The sequence below is a fragment of the Pseudomonas sp. GW823-FHT06E10 genome, assembly GCF_058794995.1.
In genome coordinates this window covers 1-2,731 of the sequence record NZ_JBXAHJ010000035.1, presented here as the reverse complement: position 1 = coordinate 2,731, position 2,731 = coordinate 1, and the positions used below count along the sequence as shown (strand labels likewise).

At 62.5% G+C, this 2,731-nt stretch carries 3 protein-coding genes; all 3 read right to left on the bottom strand.

From position 1 onward, the window contains the following. Positions 1-1,199 (bottom strand): NAD(P)(+) transhydrogenase (Re/Si-specific) subunit beta (locus tag AC1Q6Y_RS28010; RefSeq protein ID WP_492625654.1); only part of this gene is annotated, 1,199 nt, incomplete at its 3' end. Continuing rightward, positions 1,196-1,549 (bottom strand): NAD(P) transhydrogenase subunit alpha part 2, encoded by a 354-nt coding sequence (locus AC1Q6Y_RS28005; RefSeq protein WP_057712569.1) that lies wholly within the window; start codon positions 1,547-1,549, stop codon positions 1,196-1,198. The genes AC1Q6Y_RS28010 and AC1Q6Y_RS28005, both read right to left, overlap by 4 nt. An 11-nt stretch (positions 1,550-1,560) precedes the next feature. Beyond that, positions 1,561-2,682 carry a Re/Si-specific NAD(P)(+) transhydrogenase subunit alpha gene (locus tag AC1Q6Y_RS28000; protein WP_102685615.1) on the bottom strand — a complete coding sequence of 374 codons (1,122 nt, stop codon included), beginning with the start codon at positions 2,680-2,682 and terminating at the stop codon, positions 1,561-1,563. Positions 2,683-2,731 lie beyond the last annotated feature (49 nt).

Here is a 2,731-nt window from a genome sequence, read left to right as displayed (position 1 = left end):
ACCACGTCGGCCTGGCCGAACTCGGAGTTGATGTCGTCCATCTCGAACACCTGGTCGTAAGGCACTTCGGCCTCGGCCAGCAACACGTTCATGTGGCCGGGCATACGACCGGCAACCGGGTGGATCGCATACTTCACGGTCACGCCGCGATGGGTCAGCTTCTCGGTCAGCTCTTTCAGCGCGTGCTGCGCACGTGCCACTGCCAGACCGTAGCCCGGCACGATGATCACGGTGTCGGCGTTGGTCAGCAGGAAGGTCGCGTCGTCGGCCGAACCGGACTTCACCGGACGGGCTTCTTTCGAACCCGCCGGGCCGGCCGCGTCCGCCGTATTGCCGAAGCCCCCGAGCAGCACATTAAAGAAGGAGCGGTTCATCGCCTTGCACATGATGTACGAGAGGATTGCACCGGACGAACCTACCAGCGAACCGGCGATGATCAGCATCGAGTTGTTCAGCGAGAAGCCGATGCCCGCCGCTGCCCAGCCGGAGTAGCTGTTGAGCATCGACACGACCACGGGCATGTCCGCGCCGCCGATCGGGATGATGATCAGCACGCCGAGCACGAAGGCCAACGCCAGCATCACGCCGAAAGCGGTGTAGTCGCCGGTGAGCATGAACGTCACGCCCAGGCCCAGTGTGGCCAGGCCCAGCAGCAGGTTCAGCTTGTGCTGGCCACTGAACTGTACCGGTGCACCCTGGAACAGGCGGAACTTGTACTTGCCCGACAGCTTGCCGAAGGCGATCACCGAACCGGAGAAGGTGATTGCACCAATGGCGGCACCGAGGAACAGTTCCAGGCGGTTGCCGGCCGGGATCGCGTCACCGAGTTGCTTGACGATGCCCAGCGACTGCGGCTCGACCACGGCAGCCACGGCGATGAACACCGCGGCCAGGCCGATCATGCTGTGCATGAAGGCGACCAGCTCCGGCATCTTGGTCATTTCAACGCGTTTGGCCATGATCGAACCGGCAGTGCCGCCGATCAGCAGGCCGACGATCACGTAGACGATACCGTCTTGAGCCAGTTCGGCACCGAGCTTGTAGATCAGGCCGACCGTGGTGAGGATCGCCAGGCCCATGCCGAGCATGCCGAACAGGTTGCCACGGCGCGACGTGGTGGGGTGCGAGAGGCCCTTGAGCGCCTGGATGAAGCAGACCGAGGCGATCAAATACAGGGAGGTAACCAGGTTCATGCTCATGCTTGCTGCACCTCGGCCTTGACTGCTTCAGCCTTGGCGGCCGGAGCTTTTGCCGGCGCTTTCTTCTTGAACATTTCCAGCATGCGGCGGGTGACCAAAAAGCCACCGAATACGTTCACCGCGGCCAGGGCCACGGCCAGGGTGCCCATGGTCTTGCCCAGTGGCGTCACGGTGAGGGCCGCGGCCAGCATGGCACCGACGATCACGATCGCCGAGATCGCGTTGGTCACCGCCATCAACGGGGTGTGCAGCGCAGGCGTGACGTTCCAGACCACGTGGTAACCGACATAGATCGCCAGCACGAAGATGATCAGGTTGTAGATACCGTCAGAGATCAGCATGTCTTCCATTGTTTTTATCCTCAGCCGTTCTTGCGCACGATCTGGCCGTCGCGGCACATCAGGCACGCGGCGACGATATCGTCTTCAAGGTTGATCACCAGTTGTCCTTCTTTATCGAACAACAGTTTCATGAAGTCCAGCAGGTTGCGGGCGTACAGCGCCGAAGCGTCAGCCGCCACGGCGCTGGCCAGGTTGGTCGGGCCCACGATGGTCACGCCATTTTCGACGACCACCTGGTCGGCCACGGTCAGCGGGCAGTTGCCGCCCTGGGCTGCCGCGAGATCGATGACCACCGAACCCGGTTTCATCTGGGCCACGGTTTGCGCGCTGAGCAGCGTCGGTGCCTTGCGGCCGGGAATCAGCGCGGTGGTGATAACGATGTCCGCCTGCTTGGCGCGTTCGTGCACGGCCGCGGCCTGGCGCTGCATCCAGCTGGCCGGCATCGGGCGGGCGTAACCGCCGACACCGACGGCGCATTCGCGCTCTTCATCGGTCTCGTAAGGCACGTCGACGAACTTGGCGCCGAGGGATTCGATCTGCTCTTTTACCGCAGGACGCACGTCAGACGCTTCGATCACCGCCCCCAGGCGTTTCGCCGTAGCGATGGCCTGCAAGCCGGCCACACCGGCACCCAGAATCAGCACGCGCGCCGCTTTCACGGTGCCCGCAGCGGTCATCAGCATCGGCATGAAACGCGGGTAGTAGTGCGCGGCCAGCAACACAGCCTTGTAGCCGGCGATGTTGGCTTGCGACGACAGTACGTCCAGGCTCTGGGCGCGGGAGGTGCGCGGCGCGGCTTCCAGGGCAAAGGCGGTAATGCCGCATTCGGCCATTTTGGCGATGGTTTCATTGCTGAACGGATTGAGCATGCCCACCACTACGGTGCCGCTCTTGATCAGGGCGAGCTCGCTGTCGCTGGGGGCGACCACCTTCAGAATCAGCTCGGCAGCAAACGCATCGTTGGCGCTGCCAATGCTTGCGCCTGCCGCTTCATAGGCACTGTCGACAACGCTGGCGTTAATGCCGGCGCCGCTTTGTACAGTGACCTTATGGCCCTGGCCGATCAGCTTCTTGATGGTTTCCGGGGTTGCAGCAACCCGTGTTTCACCGGTCTGGGTTTCGAGAGGAACACCAATGTGCACGTCAAATCTCCTGCGTGATCTTATTGAGTAAACCCATGCACTACGGATG

Excerpts from the sequence above, each read along its gene's own strand:
- AC1Q6Y_RS28005 (WP_057712569.1), bottom strand. The coding sequence starts at position 1,549 with ATGGAAGACATGCTGATCTCTGACGGTATCTACAACCTGATCATCTTC.